Source organism: Streptomyces sp. DG2A-72 (assembly GCF_030499575.1).
GTDB lineage: Bacteria > Actinomycetota > Actinomycetes > Streptomycetales > Streptomycetaceae > Streptomyces.
The window spans coordinates 5,822,916-5,843,888 of sequence record NZ_JASTLC010000001.1; the positions used below are offsets into that span (position 1 = coordinate 5,822,916).

Annotated in this window: 20 protein-coding genes; 10 read left to right on the forward strand and 10 right to left on the reverse strand. The window is 69.4% G+C overall.

Features of this window, described 5'->3' with window-relative positions; genetic code table 11:
- Positions 1 to 77: 77 nt before the first annotated feature.
- Positions 78 to 692, reverse strand: coding sequence for a Uma2 family endonuclease (locus tag QQY66_RS27785; RefSeq protein ID WP_301983008.1), 615 nt, complete (start codon positions 690 to 692; stop codon positions 78 to 80).
- A gap of 184 nt (positions 693 to 876) precedes the next feature.
- Between QQY66_RS27785 and QQY66_RS27790 the strand changes: the two genes are divergently transcribed.
- Positions 877 to 1,638, forward strand: a complete 762-nt coding sequence (locus tag QQY66_RS27790) for a MerR family transcriptional regulator (RefSeq protein ID WP_301983009.1) — start codon at positions 877 to 879, stop codon at positions 1,636 to 1,638.
- A gap of 21 nt (positions 1,639 to 1,659) precedes the next feature.
- Here the strand turns inward: QQY66_RS27790 and QQY66_RS27795 are convergent, their stop codons facing one another.
- Positions 1,660 to 2,025 (reverse strand): YbjQ family protein, encoded by a 366-nt coding sequence (locus QQY66_RS27795; protein ID WP_301987513.1) that lies wholly within the window; start codon positions 2,023 to 2,025, stop codon positions 1,660 to 1,662.
- A gap of 137 nt (positions 2,026 to 2,162) precedes the next feature.
- Between QQY66_RS27795 and QQY66_RS27800 the strand changes: the two genes are divergently transcribed.
- Complete coding sequence (locus QQY66_RS27800) at positions 2,163 to 3,026, forward strand: DedA family protein (RefSeq protein WP_301983010.1); 864 nt, start codon at positions 2,163 to 2,165, stop codon at positions 3,024 to 3,026.
- A gap of 46 nt (positions 3,027 to 3,072) precedes the next feature.
- Here QQY66_RS27800 and QQY66_RS27805 read toward each other — a convergent pair whose 3' ends face one another.
- Together QQY66_RS27805 and QQY66_RS27810 are read right to left on the reverse strand one after the other, a co-directional pair.
- Positions 3,073 to 4,740 carry a threonine/serine exporter ThrE family protein gene (locus QQY66_RS27805; RefSeq protein ID WP_301983011.1) on the reverse strand — a complete coding sequence of 556 codons (1,668 nt, stop codon included), beginning with the start codon at positions 4,738 to 4,740 and terminating at the stop codon, positions 3,073 to 3,075.
- A 100-nt stretch (positions 4,741 to 4,840) separates the two neighbouring features.
- Positions 4,841 to 5,332 carry an inorganic diphosphatase gene (locus tag QQY66_RS27810; protein ID WP_030599677.1) on the reverse strand — a complete coding sequence of 164 codons (492 nt, stop codon included), beginning with the start codon at positions 5,330 to 5,332 and terminating at the stop codon, positions 4,841 to 4,843.
- Positions 5,333 to 5,411: 79 nt separating this feature from the next.
- Between QQY66_RS27810 and dacB the strand changes: the two genes are divergently transcribed.
- The 6 genes from dacB to folE all read left to right on the forward strand — a co-directional run bounded on the left by dacB (position 5,412) and on the right by folE (position 13,049).
- A complete protein-coding gene (dacB, locus tag QQY66_RS27815; protein ID WP_301983012.1) occupies positions 5,412 to 7,031 on the forward strand; it encodes a D-alanyl-D-alanine carboxypeptidase/D-alanyl-D-alanine-endopeptidase in 1,620 nt (539 codons plus the stop codon).
- 89 nt (positions 7,032 to 7,120) lie between these two features.
- The gene (locus QQY66_RS27820; RefSeq protein WP_301983013.1) at positions 7,121 to 8,245 is read left to right on the forward strand and encodes a zinc-dependent metalloprotease; all 1,125 of its coding nucleotides are present in this window, start codon (positions 7,121 to 7,123) and stop codon (positions 8,243 to 8,245) included.
- A gap of 210 nt (positions 8,246 to 8,455) precedes the next feature.
- Entirely contained in the window at positions 8,456 to 9,490 is a 1,035-nt protein-coding gene (gene tilS / locus QQY66_RS27825; RefSeq protein WP_301983014.1) for a tRNA lysidine(34) synthetase TilS, read from the forward strand.
- 52 nt (positions 9,491 to 9,542) lie between these two features.
- Complete coding sequence (gene hpt, locus QQY66_RS27830; protein WP_301987515.1) at positions 9,543 to 10,103, forward strand: hypoxanthine phosphoribosyltransferase; 561 nt, start codon at positions 9,543 to 9,545, stop codon at positions 10,101 to 10,103.
- Positions 10,104 to 10,287: 184 nt separating this feature from the next.
- A complete protein-coding gene (ftsH, locus tag QQY66_RS27835; RefSeq protein WP_301987516.1) occupies positions 10,288 to 12,324 on the forward strand; it encodes an ATP-dependent zinc metalloprotease FtsH in 2,037 nt (678 codons plus the stop codon).
- A gap of 119 nt (positions 12,325 to 12,443) precedes the next feature.
- Positions 12,444 to 13,049: a GTP cyclohydrolase I FolE gene (gene folE, locus QQY66_RS27840; RefSeq protein WP_301983015.1), complete on the forward strand. Its 606-nt coding sequence runs from the start codon at positions 12,444 to 12,446 to the stop codon at positions 13,047 to 13,049.
- 3 nt (positions 13,050 to 13,052) lie between these two features.
- Here folE and QQY66_RS27845 read toward each other — a convergent pair whose 3' ends face one another.
- The 6 genes from QQY66_RS27845 to QQY66_RS27870 form a co-directional block, all read right to left on the reverse strand.
- The gene (locus QQY66_RS27845; protein ID WP_301983016.1) at positions 13,053 to 13,541 is read right to left on the reverse strand and encodes a DUF3180 domain-containing protein; all 489 of its coding nucleotides are present in this window, start codon (positions 13,539 to 13,541) and stop codon (positions 13,053 to 13,055) included.
- Positions 13,542 to 13,629: 88 nt separating this feature from the next.
- Positions 13,630 to 14,241 (reverse strand): 2-amino-4-hydroxy-6-hydroxymethyldihydropteridine diphosphokinase, encoded by a 612-nt coding sequence (gene folK, locus QQY66_RS27850; protein WP_301983017.1) that lies wholly within the window; start codon positions 14,239 to 14,241, stop codon positions 13,630 to 13,632.
- The gene (gene folB, locus QQY66_RS27855) at positions 14,238 to 14,597 is read right to left on the reverse strand and encodes a dihydroneopterin aldolase (protein WP_301983018.1); all 360 of its coding nucleotides are present in this window, start codon (positions 14,595 to 14,597) and stop codon (positions 14,238 to 14,240) included. The genes folK and folB overlap by 4 nt, the downstream gene beginning before the upstream one ends.
- 259 nt (positions 14,598 to 14,856) lie before the next feature.
- Positions 14,857 to 15,360, reverse strand: a complete 504-nt coding sequence (locus tag QQY66_RS27860) for a nuclear transport factor 2 family protein (RefSeq protein ID WP_301983019.1) — start codon at positions 15,358 to 15,360, stop codon at positions 14,857 to 14,859.
- Positions 15,357 to 16,259, reverse strand: coding sequence for a dihydropteroate synthase (gene folP, locus QQY66_RS27865; RefSeq protein WP_301983020.1), 903 nt, complete (start codon positions 16,257 to 16,259; stop codon positions 15,357 to 15,359). Before folP ends, QQY66_RS27860 begins: the two co-directional genes overlap by 4 nt.
- A 92-nt stretch (positions 16,260 to 16,351) precedes the next feature.
- Positions 16,352 to 18,163: a phosphatidylglycerol lysyltransferase domain-containing protein gene (locus QQY66_RS27870; protein WP_301983021.1), complete on the reverse strand. Its 1,812-nt coding sequence runs from the start codon at positions 18,161 to 18,163 to the stop codon at positions 16,352 to 16,354.
- Between the two features lie 224 nt (positions 18,164 to 18,387).
- Between QQY66_RS27870 and QQY66_RS27875 the strand changes: the two genes are divergently transcribed.
- Together QQY66_RS27875 and QQY66_RS27880 are read left to right on the forward strand one after the other, a co-directional pair.
- Positions 18,388 to 19,515 carry an esterase family protein gene (locus QQY66_RS27875; protein WP_301983022.1) on the forward strand — a complete coding sequence of 376 codons (1,128 nt, stop codon included), beginning with the start codon at positions 18,388 to 18,390 and terminating at the stop codon, positions 19,513 to 19,515.
- A gap of 130 nt (positions 19,516 to 19,645) precedes the next feature.
- Positions 19,646 to 20,956 (forward strand): hypothetical protein, encoded by a 1,311-nt coding sequence (locus QQY66_RS27880; RefSeq protein ID WP_301983023.1) that lies wholly within the window; start codon positions 19,646 to 19,648, stop codon positions 20,954 to 20,956.
- Positions 20,957 to 20,973: the final 17 nt, after the last annotated feature.

Consider the following 20,973-nt stretch of genomic DNA (forward strand, 5'->3'; position numbering starts at 1 on the left):
GGCCTCGCAGCGAGGGGTGGGCTTTTCGCCGGTCTCACTGGGAGGGTACGGAGGAAGCGGGCGTATCGCCTGGTGGGTCAGTCCTCGATCAGGGAGCGCAGGTCGATCTCCACGGGGAAGGGGACGATGGTGCTGAGCTTGTCGGTGTGGACGGGGCGGTCTGGCCGGGGGACCATCATTCCGCTGTCTGTTTCGATCCAGAGTTGGTGCACGACCGGAATGTCGTTCTCGCCGCGCTCGACCCGCCAATAGTGGGCGATTCCGGCTTCTGCGTACATGGCGGGCTTCAGGAAGCGGTCCTCTCTGCGCGAACCGGGTGAGACCACCTCGACGGCGAGGACCACGGACGCGACGGGTGTGCACTCCATGGTGCGGACGTCGATCTCGGTCTTGTCGTACACGATGACGTCCGGCCTGGGAACGTTGTGCTCATCCAACTGGATCGGACGCTCGGCTTCGGCACCGTACGGCGGGCGCTTGGCCAGTTCCAGCGCCATGTACAGCCGGTTTCGCACTCGGTCGTGCCACCACTTCGGCGCCCCACGTACCACGATCTTCCCATCCACGAGTTCCCAGTCGAACGGGACGTCCAGCTCCTTGACCTGGTCCCATGTCCAGCCCTCTTCGGGCGGGCACATCCAGTTCTCAGGAGTGGCCCGCGGGTGCTGCTCGGTGTGTGCCTCAGCGGCCATGACTGCTCCCATGGGGAAGATCGTGTGTGGTGGCGCTCGTATCTTTTCCCGCTACGACGGTAGCGCCACCCGTACGAGTGAAGCGGCATCGTTCCTGCATATGGGTGCAGGCGGGAATCGGGCTTGCACCTCACGCAACGTGAGGCCCCAGCCTGGAGCGCGTACCCAGAAGGGAGCGGAAACCGTGAGCTACTCGGTGGGCCAGGTCGCCGGATTCGCCGGTGTGACCGTGCGCACGCTGCACCACTACGACGACATCGGCCTGCTCGTCCCGAGCGAGCGCAGCCACGCGGGGCACCGGCGTTACAGCGACGCCGACCTCGACCGGCTGCAGCAGATCCTGTTCTACCGCGAACTCGGCTTCCCGCTCGACGAGGTCGCCGCCCTGCTCGACGACCCGGAGGCGGACCCGCGCGCACACCTGCGCCGCCAGCACGAACTGCTGACCGCCCGGATCGAGAAGCTGCAGAAGATGGCGGCGGCCGTGGAACACGCCATGGAGGCACGCAAGATGGGCATCAACCTCACGCCCGAGGAGAAGTTCGAGGTGTTCGGGGACAAGGACCCCGAGCAGTACGCCGAGGAGGCGGAACAGCGCTGGGGCGGCACGGAGGCGTACGCCGAGTCACAGCGCCGCGCCGCGAGCTACACCAAGGAGGACTGGAAGCGCATGCAGGCCGAGGTGGCCGACTGGGGCGAGCGCTACGACGCCCTGATGGCCGCCGACGAGCCGCCGACCGGCGAGCGGGCCATGGACATGGCCGAGGAACACCGGCGGCACATCACCAAGTGGTTCTACGAGTGCACGTACGAAATCCACACGGGACTGGCCGAGATGTACGTCTCCGACGAACGCTTCAAGGCGTTCTACGACTCCATGCGCCCGGGCCTCGCCGAGCACCTGAGGGACGCGATCACGGCGAACGCCGCCCGGCACACCTCGTAACCCCCTGGCCCGGGCGTTGCCCTACTCCCGGGCCAGGACCACCGCCGTCCCGTACGCGCACACCTCCGTGCCGACGTCCGCGGCCTCCGTCACATCGAAGCGGAACGCCAGTACTCCGTTGGCTCCACGCGCGCGTGCCTGCTCGACGAGCCGCTCCATGGCCTGGTTGCGGGTCTGCACCAGCGTCTTCGTCAGCCCTCTGAGCTCGCCGCCGATCATCGACTTCAGTCCGGCGCCGATCTGACTGCCCAGGTGCCGCGACCGCACGGTCAGCCCGAAGACCTCGCCCAGAACCTCCTGGACGCGATATCCGGGGACGTCGTTCGTCGTCACGACCAATACGTCCGGCTGGGGCCCCTGGCCGCCGCCGTAGTCCTCGATGCCCATGACCCACAGCTTCGCCTCGGTCGCCGCACAGTGCATCCTGGAGACACCGGTGGAACCTGGGACGGACACCTTGCGTTGATAGCTTTGTCCGGCCGCACCGGCCGCCGCACTTCCCAACCCCTCAGGAGCCCGGAACCGTGACGACGCTTGCCCTCGGACCGAGCTGGCTGGATCCGAACACGCTGCTGGACAACTTCGGGATCTGGGGCCTGCTCCTCATCGTCTTCGCGGAGTCGGGTCTGCTCATCGGCTTCTTCCTGCCGGGTGACTCCCTGCTGTTCACGGCCGGTCTGCTGATCACATCGAAGCAGCTGGACTTCCCCCTGTGGGGCGCCGTCGTGCTGATCTGCGTCGCCGCGATCCTCGGCGACCAGGCGGGCTACATGTTCGGCAAGAAGGTCGGCCCGTCGCTGTTCAAGCGCCCGGACTCCCGCTTCTTCAAGCAGGAGAACGTCACCAAGGCCCACGACTTCTTCGAGAAGTACGGCCCCAAGTCCCTGGTCCTGGCCCGCTTCGTGCCCATCGTGCGCACCTTCACGCCGATCATCGCCGGCGTCAGCGGCATGCGGTACCGCTCGTTCCTGATCTTCAACGTCGTCGGCGGCATCCTGTGGGGCGCCGGCGTCACCCTGCTCGGCTCCTGGCTCGGCAACATCGACTTCGTCAAGAAGAACATCGAAGCGATCCTCATCCTGATCGTCTTCATCTCCGTGGTCCCGATCATCATCGAGCTCCTCCGGGCCCGCTCCAACAACAAGAAGACCCCGCCCCAGCAGCCGCAGCCCCCTCAGCCCCAGGTCATGGACGACGCCACGACCCAACTCCGCCGCATCTCCCCGACCGACCAGGGCCAGCAGCACTACGACTACTACAACCAGCCGCAGCCCCAGCAGTCGTACGCCCCGCAGTACCCGCAGCAGCAGTACCCCAAGGGCCATGGCCAGGGCGGCTACCAGCAGCAGTACCCGCCGTACAACGAGAACGGCTACCCGCAGAACTAGGGGTGCCTGCAGCGCCCCTTCCAGAACCTCCCGAGCTCCTAGGCGCTCAGAATCCCCGCGTCCGCTTGGCCGCCCGGCGGCCCGCTCCAGCCCCGCCGGGAATCCGCAGAAACAGCCGGGAGATCTCCGAACCGAGATTCACGCCGATCGCGATGGCCATGGCGAGTGACGCCGCCTTGGCCAACGAGACCAGCCCCTCGTCCATCTGGTTCTGCGCGATCGACAACAACCCGAAATACGTGGCCGACCCCGGCAACAGGGGCCCGATCGCCGCGGTCGTAAAGGGCAACGCGGAAGCGAACCGATACCGCGACAACAGCTGCCCGAACAGCCCCACCAACCCCGCCGCCACGGCCGTAGAAGCGACCGGCGACAGATCACCCGGGTAGTGCATCGCGCCGTACACGATCCAGGCGACACCCCCATTGAGGGTCACCCACACCACCGTGGACCGCTCCTGCTGCATCAACACCGCGAACGTCAGCGACAGCAGCATCGAAGCACCGATCTGCCACAGTGGCCGGTTCGTGTCCCCCAGCGCCGCGTCGGGATTCAGCTCCGCACCCAGCTTCACACCGAAGTAGAGCACCAGGAGCACCCCGACCACGATGCCCACGAAGAAGTACAGGACCTCCAGCAGCCGCGCCGCCGCGGTGATGTAGAACCCGGTCAGCCCGTCCTGCACGCCCGCCACCAGAGCCCGCCCGGGCAGCAGCGCGAACAGCCCACCGGTGATGACGGCGGACGCCTTCACGTCCACGTGGGCGACGGTCAGCGCGACCCCTATCGCGGCCGGAGGCATCGCGGCGACCGTGAACTGATAGAACTCCGGCAGCCCTCGCCCGGCGCACATCCACGCCAGCCGGTCGCCGAGCATCGCGCCGAGCATGGCCGCGACGAACACGATCAGATCACCGCCGACGAGCACGGAGGCGGCCCCCGCGAGCAGCCCGCTGGCCAGGGTCAGCACCCAGGTGGGATACGGGTGCCGGTTGCGGCGGATCTCGGCGAGCCGCCGGTACGCCTCCTCCAGGGAGATCGGGATCTCCGGATCGCTGAGGTCGTCCACGAGGTGGAACACGGCCGCGAGCCGTGTGTAGTCCGTGCCCCGGCGCCGCACGGTCCGGGATGCCGTCACCGGATCGTCGACGAGGGACGGCTGGTAGGAGATCGCCAGCAGCGTGAAGGTGACGTTCGGCTCACAGCGGTCGAGCCCGTACGACCGGCAGACCGCGAACATCGCCGTCTCCACGTCCTCCGCGCCCTCACCGCCCGCCAGCAGCAACTCGCCGATGCGCAGGGTCAGGTCGAGCACGCGCGGGACGGCCGGGCCCTCGTCCTCCGACTTGTGCACCGCCTCCGGCGCGGGCCGCTCGGCCACCGGCAGACGCAGCATCGTGCGCATCCGGTCCTGCCAGGGCAGGTCCTTCGTCAGACTGACGGCCGGGATGCCGCTCGGCGGCGTGAACGCGGGGGGCGCCTGCCGCGCGCGATACATCCTCGGCGTACTGAAGGCCGACCCCTCCGGCTCGTCGAACGCCGGCGCCGCCACCTCCAGCCCGTCCGGCACCGCGAACTCGGACGTCGTCTCCGACTCACCGCCGGTCTTGGGCGTGGCCAGCCCCTGTGGGATCGCGAACTCCGACGTGACCTCGGAGTCGTAGACAGTCCTCGCTTCGTCCGACCGCGGCTTGCGGTCCTCCGCGTCCGTCACTGCGTAGCGCTCCCTGTACGACCCGTATCGCAGCCCTCAGTATGCGCACAGATACGCGAAGGGGCCGCACGTGCGTGCGGCCCCTTCGACGACGGCAGGATCAGTGACCGCCCTGGTCCTTGAAGCGCTTGTACGACCGCTCGATCTCGGCCTCGGCCTCGGTACGGCCCACCCAGTCGGCGCCCTCGACGGACTTGCCGGGCTCCAGGTCCTTGTAGACCTCGAAGAAGTGCTGGATCTCCAGGCGGTCGAACTCCGACACGTGGTGGATGTCACGCAGGTGCTCCACCCGCGGGTCGTGCGCGGGCACGCACAGCAGCTTGTCGTCGCCGCCGGCCTCGTCGGTCATCCGGAACATGCCGATCGCGCGGCACTGGATCAGGCAACCGGGGAAGGTCGGCTCGTCCAGGATGACCAGCGCGTCCAGCGGGTCGCCGTCCTCGCCGAGGGTGTTCTCGACGAAGCCGTAGTCGGCCGGGTAGCTGGTCGAAGTGAAGAGTCGACGGTCCAGGCGGATCCGACCGGTCTCGTGGTCCACCTCGTACTTGTTCCGCGAACCCTTCGGAATCTCGATCGTGACGTCGAACTCCACCGGTGGCTCCTCCATGATCAGCACATAGTTCTGGTGGTTAAGTGTCCCTCACGCAGGTGTGTGATCGCGAAAGGGGCTGGTGGTCGTGCCAGAGCAGAGGCCGTGGCGGGTCGCGAAACCGCATGTGGTGCGGATCGCGAACGCCGTACGACCGCGTCTCGCACGAGCAGCGGACGCCGTACGACCGCGCGTCGCACGGGCCACGGCAGCCGTGCGGCCGCGGGTCACACGGCTGGCCCGGGCCGCGAAACCGCAGGTCGCGCGGGGTACGGGGCTGAAGACCTGGCAGTACACCACCGGTGCCGCCATCGCCGGACTGGCCCTGGCCGCCTTTGTGGTGACCGCGGCCGGCCCCTGGGACTCCACCGGTCAGCGTACGGCCGAGCGGGACCGGGCAGCCGCCCAGGAGTCCACGGGTGGCGCAGATCACGGTCGTAATTCCGGTACGACAGCCACGGCACCCCGGCCCGCCCCCAGCGCCGCGTCCGTGCTCACCGGCCTCGGCGGTACCGCCAACACGGTGAAGTCCGCGCCGAACGGCAGGGCCCTCGCCGCCGTCCTCGACCCCCTGCTGAAGGACGCCGCACTCGGCTCCCGGCACACCGCCGCGGTCGTCGACGTCGCCACCGGCAAGCAGCTGTACGCCTCCGGCGCCGGCGAAGCGCTGACCCCCGCCTCCACCACGAAGATCGCCACCGCGGTCGCCGCCCTCTCCGCGATGGGCGCCGACCACCGCCTCACCACCCGCGCCGCCCTCGAACCCGACACCAAGGAACTCGTCCTCGTCGGCGGCGGCGACCCCACCCTCACGGCCCGCGAGGACGCCGAGGGCTGGGCTAGCCTGCGCACTCTGGCCGACAGGACGGCCGCGGCCCTGAAGAAGCGCGGGCTGCGCGAGGTGACGCTCTCCTACGACACCACGCTGTACGCCGGTCCCGAACTCCACTCCATCGGCGAGAACCCCAACCTCGCCCTCGTCAGCGCCCTGATGGCCGACGAGGCCCGCACGGACGACTCGACGAGCGGCCAGGTCGAGCGGGTGCCGGACCCGGCGGCGGACGCGACCCGCATGTTCGCGGACTTCCTGAAGGATCACGGCATCAAGACGACCGCGCCCGGCCCCTCCAAGGCGACGGGCCGCGCCGACACCCTCGCCACGGTGCAGTCGCCCCCGCTGTCCGCCCTGGTCGAACGCATGCTGACCAACAGCGACAACGACATCGCCGAGGCCCTGGCCCGCCAGACCGCCATCGCCACGGGCGAGGAGGCCAGCTTCGACGGCGCGGGCAGGGCGATCCAGGCCCGGCTGAAGAAGCTCGGACTCCCCGTGGCGGGTGCGCACTTCAAGGACGGCAGCGGCCTGAGCCGCGACGACCGCCTCACCGTCGGCCTCCTCACCGGCCTCCTGGCGAAGTCCGCCGACCCCGCCCACCCCGAACTCCGCCCCGCCCTCACCGGCCTCCCCGTAGCAGGCTTCACCGGCACCCTGACCAGCCGCTACACCGACGGCGCGGCAGGCGTCGTACGAGCCAAGACCGGCACCCTGACCGGCGTGAACGCCCTGGCGGGAACGGTGGTCGACCAGGACGGACACCTGCTGGCGTTCGCCTTCCTGGCATCGGACACGACCGATGCGGGGGCGGCGCAATCGGTCCTCGACAGGACGGCGACGGCACTGGCGTCGTGCGGCTGTCGGTGACCGCCGTCAGACCGCCGTCACCGCTCGACGCCACCTGGGCCGACCCCCACGGCCTGCCCCAAGTGGGAACGCTCACGTACCGTTGACGCATGACGAGCATCGGTGGTGCCGAGATGGTCGACTGGAATCTCGCGGTGGCGACCGCGACCCGGCTGGTAAGGCCGGGCCCCGAGGTGAGCCGCGACGAGGCCAGGGCTGTCGTCGCAGAGCTGCGCCGGCATGCCAAAGCCTCCGAGCAACACGTCCGGGGCTTCACCCGAATGGGCACGGACGACGCCCATGACACCCCCGTACTCGTCGTCGACCGCCCCGGCTGGGTTCGGGCGAACGTCGCCGGGTTCCGGGAGATCCTCAAGCCGCTGCTCGACAAGATGCAGGAGCGGCGCAGCAGCACCCCAGGCGGAGCGGTCCTCGGCGCCGTCGGCGGCAAGGTCACCGGTGTCGAACTGGGCATGCTGCTGTCCTTCCTGGCCTCCCGCGTCCTCGGCCAGTACGAGACATTCGCCCCGGCCACCCGCGAACTCCCGGCGGGGGAGAACGGCGGCGGCAGGCTGCTGCTCGTCGCGCCGAACATCGTGCACGTGGAACGCGAACTCGACGTACAGCCGCACGACTTCCGGCTCTGGGTGTGCCTGCACGAGGAGACGCACCGCACGCAGTTCACGGCCGTGCCCTGGCTCCGGGACCACCTGGAGGGCGAAATCCAGTCGTTCTTGGGGGAGACCGACGTCGACCCCATGACCGTCCTGGAGCGCATCCGGGAAGCCGCACAGTCCCTCGCGGGCGGACGCCCCGAGGGCGAGGAGGACGACGGCGGCCGCTCCCTCGTGGAGATCGTGCAGACCCCGGCCCAGCGGGAGATCCTCGGCCGCCTCACCGCCGTGATGTCCCTGCTGGAGGGACACGCCGACTTCGTCATGGACGGCGTCGGCCCGGCCGTCGTGCCGTCCGTCGCCGAGATCCGCGAGAAGTTCCAGCAGCGCCGCGCCAAGGGCGCCTCCCGACTGGACGTGGCCCTGCGCAAGCTGCTGGGCCTGGACGCCAAACTCAGGCAGTACCGGGACGGCGAACGCTTCGTACGCGCCGTCGTCGACGAGGTCGGCATGGACGGCTTCAACCGCGTATGGACCTCCCCGAACACACTGCCGACCAAGGTGGAGATCGCCAAACCGGCGGACTGGATCGCGCGGGTGCATCGCAAGGCCGAGTCGTGAATCAGCGCGGTACGTGGTGAAAGGAAGCCGTGCGTGGTGAAAGGAATTCGGCCGACGACGGGCGAACGCTCCTCCAATCACCCGTCCGAGGGACCGTGAGCCCTGGGTAGGCGTGCAATGCTCGGGGAACGGCCCGGCTCTGTCACCATCTACACACTCTGAGTGACCGAGCCGAGCTCACCCCCGAAAACTTCATGAAGGGAACCGGACATGGGTCCCCATCCTGCGGTCGCGGCGATACGCCTGGCGGTTCGCCGCGTCCTCCACGACATCCTCAACGAACACGGCCACCCCACCACCGAGACCGCGTACGAGCGCCCGTCCTCGCCGCTCGTGCTCGTGGCGTGCTCCGGCGGCGCCGACTCCGTGGCCCTCGCCTCCGCCCTCGCCTTCGAGGCCCCCAAACTCGGCATCCGCGCGGGCGGCGTCACCATCGACCACGGCTTGCAGCCCGGCTCCGAGGTGCGCGCCGCAGAAGTCGTCCTGCGCCTCACCGAACTCGGCCTGGACCCGGTCGAGTCCGTCGCCGTGCGCGTCGGCCGCGAGGGAGGGCCCGAAGCCGCCGCCCGCGACGCCCGGTACGCCGCCCTCGACGCCGTCGCCGTCCGCCACGGCGTCGATGCCGTCCTGCTCGGCCACACCCGCGACGACCAGGCCGAAACCGTCCTCCTCGGCCTCGCACGCGGCTCCGGCATCCGCTCCCTGTCCGGAATGGCCGCTGTTTCCGGGGGTCCGGGGGCCACCCGCCGTTACCGGCGGCCCTTCCTCCACCTCGACCGGCAGACCGCCCGCAAGGCCTGCATGGTCCAGTCCCTCCCCGTCTGGGACGACCCCCACAACGCCGACCCGGCCTACACCCGCTCCCGGCTGCGCCACGAGGGCCTGCCCGCCCTGGAGAAAGCGCTCGGCAAAGGCGTCGTCGAAGCCCTCGCCCGCACCGCCCAGCTCTCCCGCGACGACGCCGACGCCCTCGACGCCTGGGCCAGCCAGGCCGAGGCCACCGTCCGGGACACCGCGGGCCGCCTGGAGTGCGCGAAGCTCTACGCCCTGCCGCCCGCCGTACGCCGCCGGATCCTGCGCCGCGCCGCCATCGAGGCAGGCGCCCCCGCCGGTTCGCTCTTCGCCCGCCACATCGAGGAAGTCGACCGGCTGATCACCGGCTGGCGCGGCCAGGGGGCCATCAATCTCCCGGGCAAAGTCGTCGCCCAGCGGCAGGGTGGCAGACTGGTGATTCGGCAAGGCTGAATCCTTGCCCCCCTTCCGGGGGGGTGGGCGGCCGGTGGGACGACCGAAAGTGATGCGGGTGGACGCGAAAGACATGGGTGCCGACCTCAGGTCGGTACTCATCACCAAGGAAGAGATCGACGCGAAGCTGGCCGAGCTGGCCGCGAAGATCGACGCGGAGTACGCGGGCAAGGACCTGCTGATCGTCGGCGTCCTCAAGGGCGCGGTGATGGTCATGGCGGACCTGGCGCGTGCGCTGTCCACCCCGCTCACGATGGACTGGATGGCCGTCTCCTCGTACGGCGCGGGCACCCAGTCCTCCGGTGTCGTACGGATCCTCAAGGACCTCGACACCGACATCAAGGGCAAGCACGTCCTCATCGTCGAGGACATCATCGACTCCGGCCTGACCCTGTCCTGGCTGATCTCCAACCTCGGCTCCCGCGAGCCCGAGTCCCTGAAGATCTGCACCCTGCTCCGCAAGCCCGAAGCCGCCAAGGTCGCCATCGACGTCGAGTGGGTCGGCTTCGACATCCCCAACGAGTTCGTCGTCGGCTACGGTCTCGACTACGCCGAGAAGTACCGCAACCTCCCGTTCGTCGGTACGCTCGCGCCTCACGTCTACGGCGGCTGAGCCACTCGGGCCAAGCACTGTAAGACGATCGGGAACCCCAGCGGGTTCAGCCGCGTTGGAGCATGCAGACGGGATTGCCTGCGGCCCTGTGCGGCTTCGGCCCACAATGCTGGGGTACCGTCAGAAGAACTGTCTTATCAAACTCACTATGGCAGGAGGGACGGGGCGGCACCGCTCCGTATGGATGGACGTGAAGCGATACTTCCGTGGGCCGGTCATGTGGATCGTGCTGGCCGTCCTTGCCGTGGTCGTGTTGATGCAGGTCGTCGGCTCGTCCGGCGGCTACAAGACGGTGGACACCGGCCAGGTCGTCCAGGCGATCAATGAGAACAAGGTCGAAGCGGCCAAGCTGACCACCGGCGACGAGCAGACCATCAAGGTCACGCTCAAGGACGGCCAGAAGATCGAGGGCAGCTCGAAGATCCAGGCGAGCTATATCGGCGACCAGGGCGTGACCATCGCCGGCACGCTGCAGCAGAAGTACCAGGACAAGCAGATCACGGACGGCTACACAGTCTCGCCGTCCAAGCAGAACCCGTTCGTCGGGATCCTGCTCTCCCTGCTCCCCTTCGTCCTCATCGTGGTCGTTTTCCTGTTCCTGATGAATCAGATGCAGGGCGGCGGCTCCCGAGTGATGAACTTCGGGAAGTCCAAGGCGAAGCTCATCACCAAGGACACCCCGAAGACGACGTTCTCGGACGTCGCCGGCTCGGACGAGGCCGTCGAGGAGCTCCAGGAGATCAAGGAATTCCTCCAGGAACCGGCGAAGTTCCAGGCCGTGGGCGCCAAGATCCCCAAGGGCGTACTGCTCTACGGGCCTCCTGGCACCGGCAAGACGCTGCTTGCGCGCGCCGTCGCGGGCGAGGCAGGCGTGCCCTTCTACTCGATCTCCGGTTCCGACTTCGTCGAGATGTTCGTCGGTGTCGGTGCCTCCCGAGTCCGTGACCTGTTCGAGCAGGCCAAGGCGAACGCCCCGGCGATCGTCTTCGTCGACGAGATCGACGCGGTCGGCCGCCACCGCGGCGCCGGCCTCGGCGGCGGTCACGACGAGCGCGAGCAGACCCTCAACCAGCTGCTCGTCGAGATGGACGGCTTCGACGTCAAGGGCGGCGTGATTCTCATCGCCGCGACGAACCGGCCCGACATCCTCGACCCGGCCCTTCTGCGCCCCGGCCGTTTCGACCGCCAGATCGCGGTCGACCGCCCGGACATGCAGGGCCGTCTGGAGATCCTCAAGGTTCACCAGAAGGGCAAGCCGGTCGCTCCGGACGTGGACCTGTCGGCGGTCGCGCGCCGCACGCCGGGCTTCACGGGTGCGGATCTGTCGAACGTGCTGAACGAAGCCGCGCTCCTCACCGCGCGCAGCGACAAGAAGCTGATCGACAACCACTTCCTGGACGAAGCCATCGACCGCGTCGTGGCGGGCCCGCAGAAGCGGACCCGGATCATGTCGGACAAGGAAAAGAAGATCACCGCGTACCACGAGGGCGGCCACGCCCTGGTCGCGGCGGCTTCCCCGAACTCCGATCCGGTCCACAAGATCACGATCCTGTCGAGAGGCCGCGCCCTCGGCTACACGATGGTCCTGCCGGACGAGGACAAGTACTCCACCACCCGCAACGAGATGCTGGACCAGCTGGCCTACATGCTGGGCGGCCGGGCGGCGGAGGAACTGGTCTTCCACGACCCGACGACGGGCGCTGCGAACGACATCGAGAAGGCCACCGCAACGGCCCGCGCGATGGTCACGCAGTACGGCATGACCGAGCGTCTCGGCGCGATCAAGTTCGGCGGCGACAACAGCGAGCCCTTCCTCGGACGTGAGATGGCTCACCAGCGCGACTACTCGGAAGAGGTCGCCGCGCTCGTCGACGAAGAGGTCAAGAAGCTCATCGAGACCGCGCACAACGAGGCCTGGGAGATCCTGGTCGAGAACCGCGACGTCCTGGACAACCTGGTCCTCGCGCTGCTCGAGAAGGAGACGCTGAACAAGGAGCAGATCGCCGAGATCTTCGCCCCCATCGTCAAGCGCCCGCCGCGCCCTGCCTGGACCGGCTCGTCCCGTCGCACCCCGTCCACCCGCCCGCCGGTGCTCTCCCCCAAGGAGCTGGCACTGACGAACGGAGCCAACGGCGCGACCCCGGCGATCACCACCGCCAAGGCCACCACCTCGGCGGAGCCCGTCCCGGAACCGGCCCCCGAGGAGCGTCCGGAAGGCTGACCCTCTCGGCCTCGGTGGTCTCACCAGGCCCGGAATGATTGCCGCGCCCCCCTGGTTTTAGCCTGGGGGGCGCGGCATCTTCGTATGCCTATGCACGACATCTAGGAACGAGGCACGACATGACCGACCCCGTGACGCTGGACGGCGAGGGCTCCATCGGCGAGTTCGACGAGAAGCGCGCCGAGAACGCCGTGCGCGAACTGCTGATCGCGGTCGGCGAGGACCCGGACCGGGAGGGGCTCAGGGAGACGCCGGGGCGGGTGGCTCGGGCATATCACGAGCTTCTGGCCGGGCTGTGGCAGGAGCCCGAGGACGTTCTGACGACGACGTTCGATCTGGGGCACGATGAGATGGTCCTGGTGAAGGACATTGAGATCGTCAGCCTCTGTGAACATCATTTGCTGCCGTTCCATGGTGTAGCTCACGTCGGCTACATTCCGGCTGAAACGGGCAAGATCACCGGCCTTTCGAAGCTTGCGCGCCTCGTTGAGGTGTTCGCCCGCCGCCCTCAGGTGCAGGAACGACTCACCACACAGATCGCCGACTCGCTCATGCGGATTCTTGAGGCGCGGGGTGCGATCGTCGTCATCGAGGCCGAGCACATGTGCATGTCGGTGCGCGGCATTCGCAAGCCGGGTGCCAAGACGACCACGTCGGCGGTGCGTGGGCAGCTTCGGGATGCCACGACCCGTGCCGAGGCAATGAGCCTGATACTGGCGCGCTGACCGTCACGCCGCGGAAGCCGCCCCTGGGGTGTGGTCGTCGTCGTCCTGTGGGAGTTTGCAGACCCGCTCCAGGAAGATGGCTGCCGCTATGACGGCGATACCGGCCACGACCGAGAAGCCGGCGTAGATGGCCTGGTCGCGGCGGGCGGGGATGTCGAGGGATTCCAGGAGGAAGACGCCGGTGCCGCCGTACATGCCGGCGACGAGGGCGGCGACCAGTGCGCTGGCCTGGCCGAAGACGACCGCTCGGGCCGCCATGAGGGGGTCGACGCCCTTGGCCTCGGGGCGGCGCTCGCGCTGGGCCTTGAGGCGGGCGCGCAGCGAGAGCGCCGTGGCGAGGAGGACCGCGGCGATCACGGCCAGCACGATGGGCGCGGCCAGCGGGACGCTGGGGAGCGTCCCGATCGAGTTCCAGAGGCGGGCGCCCGCCCAGGACAGGACGCCGGCGACGACGAAAACGCCGGCCAGCACCCTGATGTGCAGCTCTCTCACGGTGTCCCTTCAGCTCCCCGGATCGGTGCCGGTCCTGCGGTCGAGGTGACCCGGCGGTCCGACCTAGTGGTCGTGTCGACCTTAACGACTATTCAGGCAGCCGGAGTTCCAGGTCCTTGCGGGCTGCGACGCCTTCTCGGGTGACGTTGTCGAGGAGGTCGGCGACCGCGCCGCGGCCGGGGAGCTGGGCGCCCGGCTCCAGGTCGTGCCAGGGGGCCAGGACGAAGGCGCGTTCATGGGCGCGCGGGTGGGGGAGGGTGAGCTGGGGGTCGTCGGAGACGACTTCGGCGTACGCGACGATGTCGACGTCGAGGGTGCGTGCGCCCCAGTGCTCGTCCCGGACGCGGTGGAAGGCCTCCTCGACCGCGTGCGCCCGCTCCAGAAGCGAGGACGGGGGGAGGGTGGTCTTCAGGACCACGACCGCGTTGAAGTACGAGGGCTGGCTGCCGGGTTCCACGCCCCATGGCTCCGTCTCGTACACCGGCGAGACCGACCTGATGCGGACGCCGGGGGTGTCCTCGAGGGCGTCGATGGCGCCCTGGAGGGTCTCCAGGCGGTTGCCGAGGTTGGCGCCGAGGGAGATCACGGCCCGTTTGGGATTCTGCAGGGTGGTGTCGGCGGCGTCGACCTTCTCGACGACGGAGGCGGGTACCGGCTGTACGGTCGGGTCGCTGTGACCCTCGGTGAACGATGCGGTCATACTCGGCTCCGGGTGATGGTGACGGTCACGTCGTCGAAGGGGACCGTGATCGGCGCGTCCGGTTTGTGGACGCAGACCTCGGCCTCCGCGACCCCTTCGTGCTTCAGACAGACCTGGGCGATGCGCTCGGCGAGCGTTTCGATGAGGTTGACGGGCTCGCCCTCGACGACGGACACGACCTCCTCCGCCACGATGCCGTAGTGCACGGTCTTCGCCAGGTCGTCGTCGGCGGCGGCCGGCCGGGTGTCCAGGCCCAGGACGAGGTCCACGATGAACGTCTGGCCCTCTTCGCGCTCCCTGGGGAACACACCGTGGTGCCCGCGGGCCTTGAGGCCGCGCAGCGCGACACGATCCACGCGAATCACTCCTGCAATCGTCGGTAACGGCCGATGTGCACCGGGTGCGGGCGGCGCACCGGCCTCAAACGAATCTACCTGCGGACACTGACAGGGCCGGGCCACGGGGGTCCGTGCCCGAGCCAGGCCTCGCAGCTTTCATCGTGTGTTTCCCCGGGGGAACCCGGCGGCTCACGGGTTGGTAGCCGCCCATACCCGGGGCTCAGTGATTCCAACCACTTCTGGTATCCCCTTGGTCCCTAAAGGTGCGCCTACCCACTCAGGCGGGTGTGTCGTCGCCTTCCTCCTCGTCGGTTTCGGCCAGAACCGGGGAGGCGTGGTGCGACCAGAGCTTCCAGCCGGCGGGTGTTCGGCGGAACACGTTCGAGGCGACGACGAGCTGTCCGACCAGGGGGCCGAGTTCCTCGTCCCCCTCGGGGGCGGGGCCGCCGCTGAGGATGTTCTCGGTGCAGGTCACCAGGGCGGTGTCGCCGGTGACGGAGACGTGCACATCGGTGAGGAAGAACTGGATGTAGTCGGTGTTCGCCATGATCAGCGCGTACGAGCGCAGGACCTCGCCGCGGCCGGTCAGTACCGGCCAGCCGGGGTGCACGCAGGAGATCACGCCGGAGTCCGCCGGGTCGTGGTAGGTCTCGTCGACGCCCAGGTCGGACGGGGTGAGCCAGAGCGAGGACAGCTCTTCGAAGTCGCCGCGCTCCATCGCTTCGTAGAAGGCGGTGTTGGCGAGCTCGACCTGCTCGACGTCGGTGTGGGGGGCGCTCACCGGGCTCCTTCGGCGCCGCGCGCTCCTTCTGCGCCGGGGGTGCGCGCTCCCTCCACGGCGCGCGCGACTCGTACGGCGTCCGCCGTGGCGCGCACCTCGTGTACGCGGACCGCCCATGCGCCGGCGTGCGCCGCGAGTGCGGAGACGGCTGCCGTGGCGGCGTCGCGCTCGCGTGCGGGCGGGGGTGCGCCCTCCGGTCCGGCCAGGACGCGGCCGAGGAAGCGCTTGCGGGAGGCGGCGACGAGCAGGGGATGGCCCAGGGCGTGCAGGCGGTCGAGGTGGGCGAGGAGGATCAGATCGTGTTCGGCCCCCTTGGAGAAGCCGAGGCCGGGGTCGACGACGATGCGGTCGGGGGCGATGCCGCCCGCCAGGACGGCGTCCACGCGCGCGTGGAGTTCGTCGAGGACTTCGGTGACGACGTCGGCGTAGACGCCCTTGACGGTGCTGCCCTCCAGGAAGCCGCGCCAGTGCATGACGACGAAGGGGGCGCCCGCTTCCGCGACGACGGGGATCATCGCGGGGTCGGCGAGGCCGCCGCTGACGTCGTTGACGAGGGCGGCGCCGGCCGCGAGGGACTGCTGGGCGACGGAGGCGCGCATGGTGTCCACGGAGACGGTGACGCCTTCGGAGGCGAGCTCGCGTACGACGGGGATGACGCGCCTGAGTTCCTCCGCCTCGTCGACGCGGGTGGCGCCGGGGCGGGTGGACTCGCCGCCGACGTCGATGAGGTCCGCTCCCTCGGTGACCAGGGCGAGGCCGTGTTTCACGGCGGCCGTCGTGTCGAACCAGCGGCCGCCGTCGGAGAAGGAATCGGGGGTGACGTTCACGACTCCCATGACCGCGCAGCGGTCCCACTCAGGAAGACCGGCGACGTGCCCGCGTCCGCTCTGCTTGCTCATACGTTCAGCCTAGGCCCCGGTGGGGCCGCCGAGGTCCGGCGGCCCGAGCGGCAGCCCCGGGCTTGGCGGGCGGGGCTTGCGCTCGGGCCTGTCTATGCCGCGCGGACGTCTCCCTCCCCGACCGCGTGGGCGCACGGCCGCGGGGTGGTCGTGCGGCGGCGCAGGAAGCGGGGGAGGGGCAGGGCGAGGTTGACGAAACCTTCCGCCTGCATGGCGGCGAAGCCGATGCGCGGGAGGTCGGCGGAGGCGCGGTAGACGACGAAGCGGGGCTCCCAGCGGGGCCGGAACTTCGCGTTGAACTTGTACAGGGACTCGATCTGGAACCAGCGGGAGAGGAAGACCAGCAGGCCCCGCCAGGCGCGCAGCACCGGTCCTGCGCCGATCTTCTCGCCGCGTGCCAGCGCCGAGCGGAACATGGCGAAGTTGAGCGACACGCGCGCGATGCCGAACTTCGGAGCCGCCTGGAGGGCCGCCACGATCAGCAGCTCGTTCATGCCGGGGTCGGCCGAGCGGTCGCGCCGCATCAGGTCAAGGGACACCCCGTCCGTGCCCCAGGGCACGAAGTGCAGGATCGCCTTCAGATCGCCGTACTTACCAGGCTCGTCGTCGGCCTTGTGGGCGGTGGCGATCAAGCAGTCGCCGTCGGCTGCGTCGCCGATGCGGCCGAGGGCCATGGAGAAGCCGCGTTCGGTGTCGGTGCCGCGCCAGTCGTCGGCGGCGCGGCGGATGCGGTCCAGCTCGGTCTCGCCGAGGTCACGCACTCGTCGTACCCGGGTCTCGTAACCGGCGCGCTCGATGCGCTTGACCATCTGACGCACATTGCGCATCGCGCGGCCGGTGAGGGAGAAATCCGGGACGTCCACCACCGCCTCGTCGCCCAGTTCGAGGGCGTCGAGGCCGGTCTCACGGGTCCAGACCTCGCCGCCGGTCTCGGAGCAGCCCATGACCGCGGGTGTCCACGAGTGCGCCTTGGCCTCGTCCATGAACCGTTCGATGGCGCCCGGCCAGGCCTCCACATCGCCGATCGGATCGCCGCTGGCCAGCATCACACCGGACACGACGCGGTACGTCACCGCCGCCTTGCCGCTGGGGGAGAACACCACCGCCTTGTCGCGGCGCAGGGCGAAGTGGCCGAGGGAGTCGCGGCCGCCGTGCTTGTCCAGAAGGGCGCGCAGACGGGCTTCGTCCTCGTCGGTGAGGCGTGCGGCCGGGTGTTCGGGGCGGAAAGCGAGGTAGATGGTCGTCACGGCGGTGAGCAGGCCGAGGGCGCCCAGGCACATGGCGACGGTCCACGACGTGTTGCCCCGGTAGTCGACCGGGCCTTCGAAGCCGAACAGGCCGTAGAGGACGTGCGTGAGGCGGTCGGCGAGGCTCGGGTCGCCGACCAGGGTCTTGGAGTGGACGCTGACGATGAGCAGCCCGAGGAGGAGCGAACCGGCGCCCATGAGGACGAAGTTGGCGAGCGCGCGCCATCGGCTGCGCGGGTCGGGCAGGGCCCTGAACTGGTCGCGGTGGCGCACCAGCGGCGCCAGCAGCGCCAGCGAGATCACCGCGCCGACCACGGAGTGGCGGTACGTGAACTGTGCCAGCGCGCCGAATGGAAGCAGGGCGACGGCGGCCCGCCAGGCCCGGCGCTTGCAACGCCTCAGGCCGTGGGCGAGCAGCAGCAACAGCACGCCGGCGCTGAGCGAGAGCGCGGCCGCGAACGGGCCGAACGAGCCGGGCAGCACCTCGGCCATCGTGTGCATACGGCTGTGCCTGAACCGTGGGAAGACACCCGCGGCGATGTCCAGCAAGCCCACGAGGGCACACGCTCTGGCGACGAGGACGGGAACGGCTTCGGGGCGCGGGCCGCGCAGCACGTGCCGTACCCGGTGGGTTCGCTGCGGAACCCCACCCGACATTTCCACATCTGTCCTGACAGACATCGCATCCCATAGTTCTGCGAGAGACCTTGGATCCGGTGCCGATTCGGGCATCCGGCGACATTGCGCCCTCTAGGACGGTGTCTCGGAGGGAGAGGTTCACTCGTCTCCTCAAAGCTGTTGAAAAGGCTGGGGAAAGCCCCGGACAAGCCCTTGCGAAGACGTGCGGGGGCGAGCTGGAGAGCGCAGGCAGGGAACGGTCCATGGGTCTCACGAGCAACAAGGTGCTGGCGCTGACGGTCTGCACCGCCGTCCTGCTGTTCGCCGGCACGGTGTGGCTGTGGCCGCGGCTGGCCCGGCGGACCTGGCGGGCGGTCAGTGGCCGGGTCGCCCTGCTCCTCGCCGTCCAGCTGACACTCTTCGCCTCGGCCGGCCTCGCCGCCAACCAGGCCTTCGGGTTCTACGCCAGCTGGGCGGACCTGCTGGGGCAGGAGACCGACGAGGGCGTGGTCGTCGACCACACGCCCGGCGGCCCCGAGGACGACCCGCTGCGAGTCCTCGACACGGGGAGCGTTCCGGGGGCGGGCAGCCCTGGCGCGCGCGCCGGGGGCCGGATCCACGAGGTCGAGATCCTCGGTCGTACGACACACATCGCCACGCGCGCGTACGTGTACTTGCCGCCGGAGTACTTCCAGGCGCGATACCGCACGCGCACATTCCCCGCAGCCGTCGTCCTCACCGGCTATCCGGGCACCGCCAAGGCGCTCGTGGACAAGCTCGACTATCCGCACACCGCCCGGAGGCTCGCCAAGGAAGGCCGTATGCAGCCGATGATCCTCGTGATGCTGCGGCCGACCGTCGCGCCGCCGCGGGATACGGAGTGCGTGGACATCCCCGGCGGACCGCAGACGGAGTCGTTTTTTGCCAAAGATCTGCCGGACGCCGTGGGCGGGCACTACAGGGTGGGCGAAAAACCGGGGAGTTGGGGCATCATCGGCGACTCGACGGGCGGCTACTGCGCTCTCAAGCTCGCCATGCACCACCCCTGGGTCTACGCCGCCGGGGCGGGCCTGTCCGCGTACTACAGGGCGCCGATCGACCGCACCACGGGCGACCTCTTCCACGGCGACAAGACGCTGCGGAACCGTGCCGACCTGTTCTGGTACCTCAAGAACATGCCTGCGCCCGACACTTCACTGCTCGTCAGCAGCAGCAAGGTCGGTGAATCCAACTACAAGGACACGCTGAAGTTCATAGAGGGCGCCAAGGCGACGAACCGGACGCGGATCTCGTCGATCATCCTGGAAAGCGGCGGGCACAACTTCAACACCTGGCGGCGGGAGATTCCGGCGACACTGGAGTGGATCAGCGGGCGATTGAGCGACCGGTGAACCCGAAACACCCTTGAGCCGTATGAATGACACGGGATGGCTGTGTTTTTATGGGGCGGGCCACCAAGATTCGCCTACGCGCGGTAAGTTTCTGGCCATGCCACGTGGACGTCACCGCCATTCCCCGCCCTTGCACAGGCTCCTGCCTCCGTCGGCGATCGCAGGCGTCTCGGTCGTCTGCGCGCTCGGCCCCTGGGCGTTCTCGGAACCGACGGTGCTCCGCGGTCTTGCCGCGGCCGCCGCGGCGACGGCGGTCATCGGCGCGGTCGTGCTGCGCCGTTGGGACACACAGGCCGGCAAGCAGGTCGCCGACCTCACGCGCGCGCGTGCGAGCGACGAATGGCGGCACGAGGAGCGCGTCGCCGAACTCGAGACGGACCTCGAGGAGTCCCGCGAACTGCGCGTCAAGCTGGAGCAGCGGCTGCGCGCGAAGCGTGCGGAGCTGGCCGGACTGCGCAACGAGCACGCGGCGTTGCTGCGCCGGTACGCCACCGCGGAGACCGAGCGCGCGACCGCCCTGGAGGGCCGCCGTCTGCTGGAGATAGAGGCCACCACTACGCCGGCCCGTGCGCTGCCGCCCGTGCCGGCGCAGGCGTCCGCTCCCGAGGAGGAGACCGACGCGGTGGCTGCCTCAGGTGAATCCGCCGAGCAGGTGGACGCCGCCGAGGACGAGCAGACGGGACAGGCAGAGCAGGTCGAGCCGGTGGCTCCCGCGGTGTTCTCTCCGGAAGGGTCCAAGCTTTTCCTGCGCGCCAAGGTGGCGTTGGCGAAGTTCGACACGGACAGTGCGTCCAAGGGTGACGCCGAGGCCGCGTCCAAGGGTGACGCCGACGCCGCGCCCAAGGGGAACGCCGAGGCCGCGTCCAAGGGGGACGCCGAGGCCGCGTCCAAGGGGGACGCCGACAGTGCCCCCAAGGGAGGCGACGATGCTCCCAAGGGTTCCCCCGACGACGACGGTTCGCCCAAGGGCGGCGCTCCCGGCGGGCAGGAGCCGGTGAAGGCCGGTGCCGGGGAGGCCGTGCAGGAGGACGAAGCGCAGGGGAAGCCCGAGGCGGTCGACGGGCACGAGCGCGCGACCGCCACCTCCATGGGCAAGTCGGCCCCGTCCGCGCAGCAGCCCTCCGGACACTTCACCGTGCCGACCGCGGTGGCCGTCGTACCGGCGTCGCCCGTGCGGCGTCCGGCGGTCGAGGGCGGCTTCGACTTCTTCGGTACGAAGACGGAGTTGGAGTCGGAGGCCGCCGCGCTGGAAGCCGTGCAGAACGAGGACCTCGCCGACGTCGTCGGCCAGGAGGCGCTCGCGCTCCACAAGGCGGAGACCGAGGCGGAGTTCAAGCCGGCGGACGCGGAGTCGCGCGGTGTCGGGCAGGTCATCGATCTGACGGCGCACGACGAGACGGAGCAGATCGACGTGCAGGGGCTGCGGAGCGCGGCTTCCTGAAGTCGCCCGCAGCTGGG

Excerpts from the sequence above, each read along its gene's own strand:
- QQY66_RS27785 (WP_301983008.1), bottom strand. The coding sequence starts at position 692 with ATGGCCGCTGAGGCACACACCGAGCAGCACCCGCGGGCCACTCCTGAG.
- QQY66_RS27795 (WP_301987513.1), bottom strand. The coding sequence starts at position 2,025 with ATGGGCATCGAGGACTACGGCGGCGGCCAGGGGCCCCAGCCGGACGTA.
- QQY66_RS27820 (WP_301983013.1), top strand. The coding sequence starts at position 7,121 with ATGACGAGCATCGGTGGTGCCGAGATGGTCGACTGGAATCTCGCGGTG.
- tilS (WP_301983014.1), top strand. The coding sequence starts at position 8,456 with ATGGGTCCCCATCCTGCGGTCGCGGCGATACGCCTGGCGGTTCGCCGC.
- hpt (WP_301987515.1), top strand. The coding sequence starts at position 9,543 with ATGCGGGTGGACGCGAAAGACATGGGTGCCGACCTCAGGTCGGTACTC.
- ftsH (WP_301987516.1), top strand. The coding sequence starts at position 10,288 with ATGGACGTGAAGCGATACTTCCGTGGGCCGGTCATGTGGATCGTGCTG.
- folE (WP_301983015.1), top strand. The coding sequence starts at position 12,444 with ATGACCGACCCCGTGACGCTGGACGGCGAGGGCTCCATCGGCGAGTTC.
- folK (WP_301983017.1), bottom strand. The coding sequence starts at position 14,241 with ATGACCGCATCGTTCACCGAGGGTCACAGCGACCCGACCGTACAGCCG.
- folP (WP_301983020.1), bottom strand. The coding sequence starts at position 16,259 with ATGAGCAAGCAGAGCGGACGCGGGCACGTCGCCGGTCTTCCTGAGTGG.
- QQY66_RS27870 (WP_301983021.1), bottom strand. The coding sequence starts at position 18,163 with ATGTCGGGTGGGGTTCCGCAGCGAACCCACCGGGTACGGCACGTGCTG.
- QQY66_RS27875 (WP_301983022.1), top strand. The coding sequence starts at position 18,388 with ATGGGTCTCACGAGCAACAAGGTGCTGGCGCTGACGGTCTGCACCGCC.